Annotated in this window: 4 protein-coding genes; all 4 read left to right on the top strand. The window is 69.1% G+C overall.

All coding sequences use genetic code 11. The features are described 5' to 3' along the window. Positions 1-121, top strand: a 121-nt coding sequence (locus G3N93_RS38250; RefSeq protein WP_206135358.1) for a helix-turn-helix domain-containing protein, incomplete at its 5' end; no start/stop codon positions are given. A gap of 104 nt (positions 122-225) precedes the next feature. Continuing rightward, positions 226-993, top strand: a complete 768-nt coding sequence (locus G3N93_RS38245) for an AzlC family ABC transporter permease (RefSeq protein ID WP_174987732.1) — start codon at positions 226-228, stop codon at positions 991-993. Continuing rightward, on the top strand, positions 990-1,328 hold the full coding sequence (locus tag G3N93_RS38240) for an AzlD domain-containing protein (RefSeq protein ID WP_011351380.1): 339 nt from the start codon (positions 990-992) through the stop codon (positions 1,326-1,328). The genes G3N93_RS38245 and G3N93_RS38240 overlap by 4 nt, the downstream gene beginning before the upstream one ends. Before the next feature lie 161 nt (positions 1,329-1,489). After that, positions 1,490-2,272 carry a DUF4088 family protein gene (locus G3N93_RS38235; RefSeq protein ID WP_174943907.1) on the top strand — a complete coding sequence of 261 codons (783 nt, stop codon included), beginning with the start codon at positions 1,490-1,492 and terminating at the stop codon, positions 2,270-2,272. The last annotated feature ends 191 nt before the right edge of the window (positions 2,273-2,463 follow it).

The raw sequence follows: 2,463 nt of genomic DNA, 5'->3' as shown, positions 1-2,463 counted from the left end.
GCGTGCGGGCGTACCCGTCGCCGACGTCGCGGCGGCCAGCGGCTTCGTCGACCAAAGCCACTTCACACGGCATTTCAAACGCATGTTCGGCGTGCCGCCCGGGCGCTGGCAGGCGAGCTGACGCGCAGCGTCCGGTCCACCATCGCGATACCGCCGGCACCGCCGCATTCCGCAAGCGCAAGAACATACAAGCCGGCACGCCCCCTGCCCGCTATCCTCCAGTTCATGGAGGAGCACCCTTTGAACCCGACACCCGCATCGCCTGCCCGCCGCCCATTGAACGAATGGCTCGACGGCGCGCGCGACACGATCCCGATGATGATTGGCGCTGCCCCGTTCGGCGTGATTTTCGGCACGCTCGTCGGCGGCGGCCCGCTCGCCGCGTGGCATGGCGCGCTGATGTCGCTCGTCGTGTTCGCGGGCTCCGCGCAGTTCATCGCGCTCGGCCTGATCGCGGGCAGCGCGAGCTTCGTCGTCGTGCTCGCGACCACGCTGATCGTGAACCTGCGTCACCTGCTGTACAGCGCAACGCTCGCGCCCTATGTGGCACACCTGCCGCTGCGCTGGCGGGCAACGCTCGGCGCACTGATGACCGACGAGGTGTTCGCGGTCGCCTATGCGCACTACCGGCATTTCCCGCCGGGCGCGATCGGCCCCCACTACTTCTTCGGCTCGGGGCTCGCGATGTACCTGAACTGGCAGGTCTGGACGCTCGCGGGGATCGGCTTCGGCGCAGCCTTCCCGGGCCTGCAGTCGCTCGGCCTCGATTTCGCGATGGCGGCCACCTTCATCGCGATCGTCGTCCCGCAACTCGGCACGCTGCGCTATTTCGCGGCGGCCGTGACAGCCGGGACGCTGGCGTACTTCTGGCAGGGCTGGCCGTACAAGCTCGGGCTGCTCGGCGCGGTCGCCGCCGGTGTCGCGATCGGCGTCGCGCTCACGTTGCTGCACGAACGCACGCGCGCCGGCTCGCGCACGGAGGCTGCATCGTGAGCTACGCGCTGCTGATTCTCGGGATGGCCGTCATCACCTACGCGATCCGCTCGACGCTGTTCCTGTTCGGCGAACGGCTGACCTTCCCGCCGCTCGTGCGGACCGCGCTCGGCTTCGTGCCCGTCACCGTGCTGACCGCGATCATCGTGCCGATGGCCGTCTCGCCGCACGGCGGCACGGCCGAGCTGACCTGGCGCAATCCACAGCTCGTCGGCGCGCTCGCTGCCGTGCTCGTGTCGGCCGCCACCCGCCGCCCGCTCGTGACGATCGCAGCAGGACTCGCGGTGTTCTTTTTCTGGCAAGGGGTCGTGCTGCCCCACTGGCTGCCCGCCTGAGTACACGCTCGGTTGCGCGCGCTCAAGTTTCCGCCCGGCACGCCGATATAGGGAATGAAGACCCGCCACCGGCCTCGGCGCGCACCGGTCAGTCGACGCTGCGCCCGTCCCGGTGCGCCGTGCCGGCCGCCGGCTTGCGCGGGCCGCCATCGAGACGATTCATGGGCCAGATCACCCTTTCCCTCAAGGACGACACGCTCGAGTCCCTGCGCAAGGACTACGACGCGTTCGTCCGCGTGTCGCTGAAACTCGACCCGCAGTTCGCGACGCCGTCGTTCGAGGATTTCCTGCGCGCCAAACTGCTCGACAACATGGTGCCGCTGACCGAGCACGCGGTGCAGCGGATGCTGCAAGGCGGTCAGTACGCGTGGGCAAAACGCACGCTCGACAAGGAATTTCCGGACGTCGTCGCGATCCTGATGCGACAGGCCGGCGAATTCGGCTTCGGCTTCGCGTCACGCTCCGAATGGACCCCCGACGAACTCGCGAAGGCTTGCCGCGACTGGGCGAAAGCGATCGTCGCCGAAGCCCAGGGCGACCCGTCGCTGATCGATCCGCTCGCATCGCAGATCAAGGGGGCGGCGCAAGACATCCAGACGCTCGAGGAACTGATGCAGACACCTGCGTGGCGGCTCGCGGAATCGCTGCGGCAACGGGTCTACGAGGCCAAGCTCGCGTGCGAGATGAGCGTCGGCAGCACCGCGCGCGACAAGCTCGGCGAACTGCGCGGACTGTTGCGGCTCGGGCTCGCGCACGGCTCGTTCCAGAAGCAGGAAGCGCAGCAGATCATGGAGTACCTGCGGCTGCTGAAGCCGGAGATCTTCGTCGAGGAACCGTACGACGTCTTCGCCCGCCTCGCCGCATGGCTGCGCAGCGTATTCACACCGGCTGCCGCGCGACCGGCGCAGGGTCAGGGACAAGGGCAAAGCCAACGGCGGCCGTAACGGCGCGCCCGATCGCATCGACGCACGAAAGCGGCCCGATTCGCGCAATGCGAACCGGGCCGCCGGATGGCCACCGTCGCGACGCGCCCTCGGGACGAGCGTCGCGCGGTGCCGGGCACCGCTTACTGCGTGGCGCCCTGGGCCGATGCACCGCCTTCCGCGCCGACCGACGCGCCGCCCTCGGTCGCTTC

The sequence above is a fragment of the Burkholderia sp. Se-20378 genome (assembly GCF_017104665.1).
Lineage (GTDB): Bacteria > Pseudomonadota > Gammaproteobacteria > Burkholderiales > Burkholderiaceae > Burkholderia > Burkholderia lata.
Note: the sequence above shows the minus strand (reverse complement) of the source record. Positions and strands in the feature narration are given on the sequence as shown.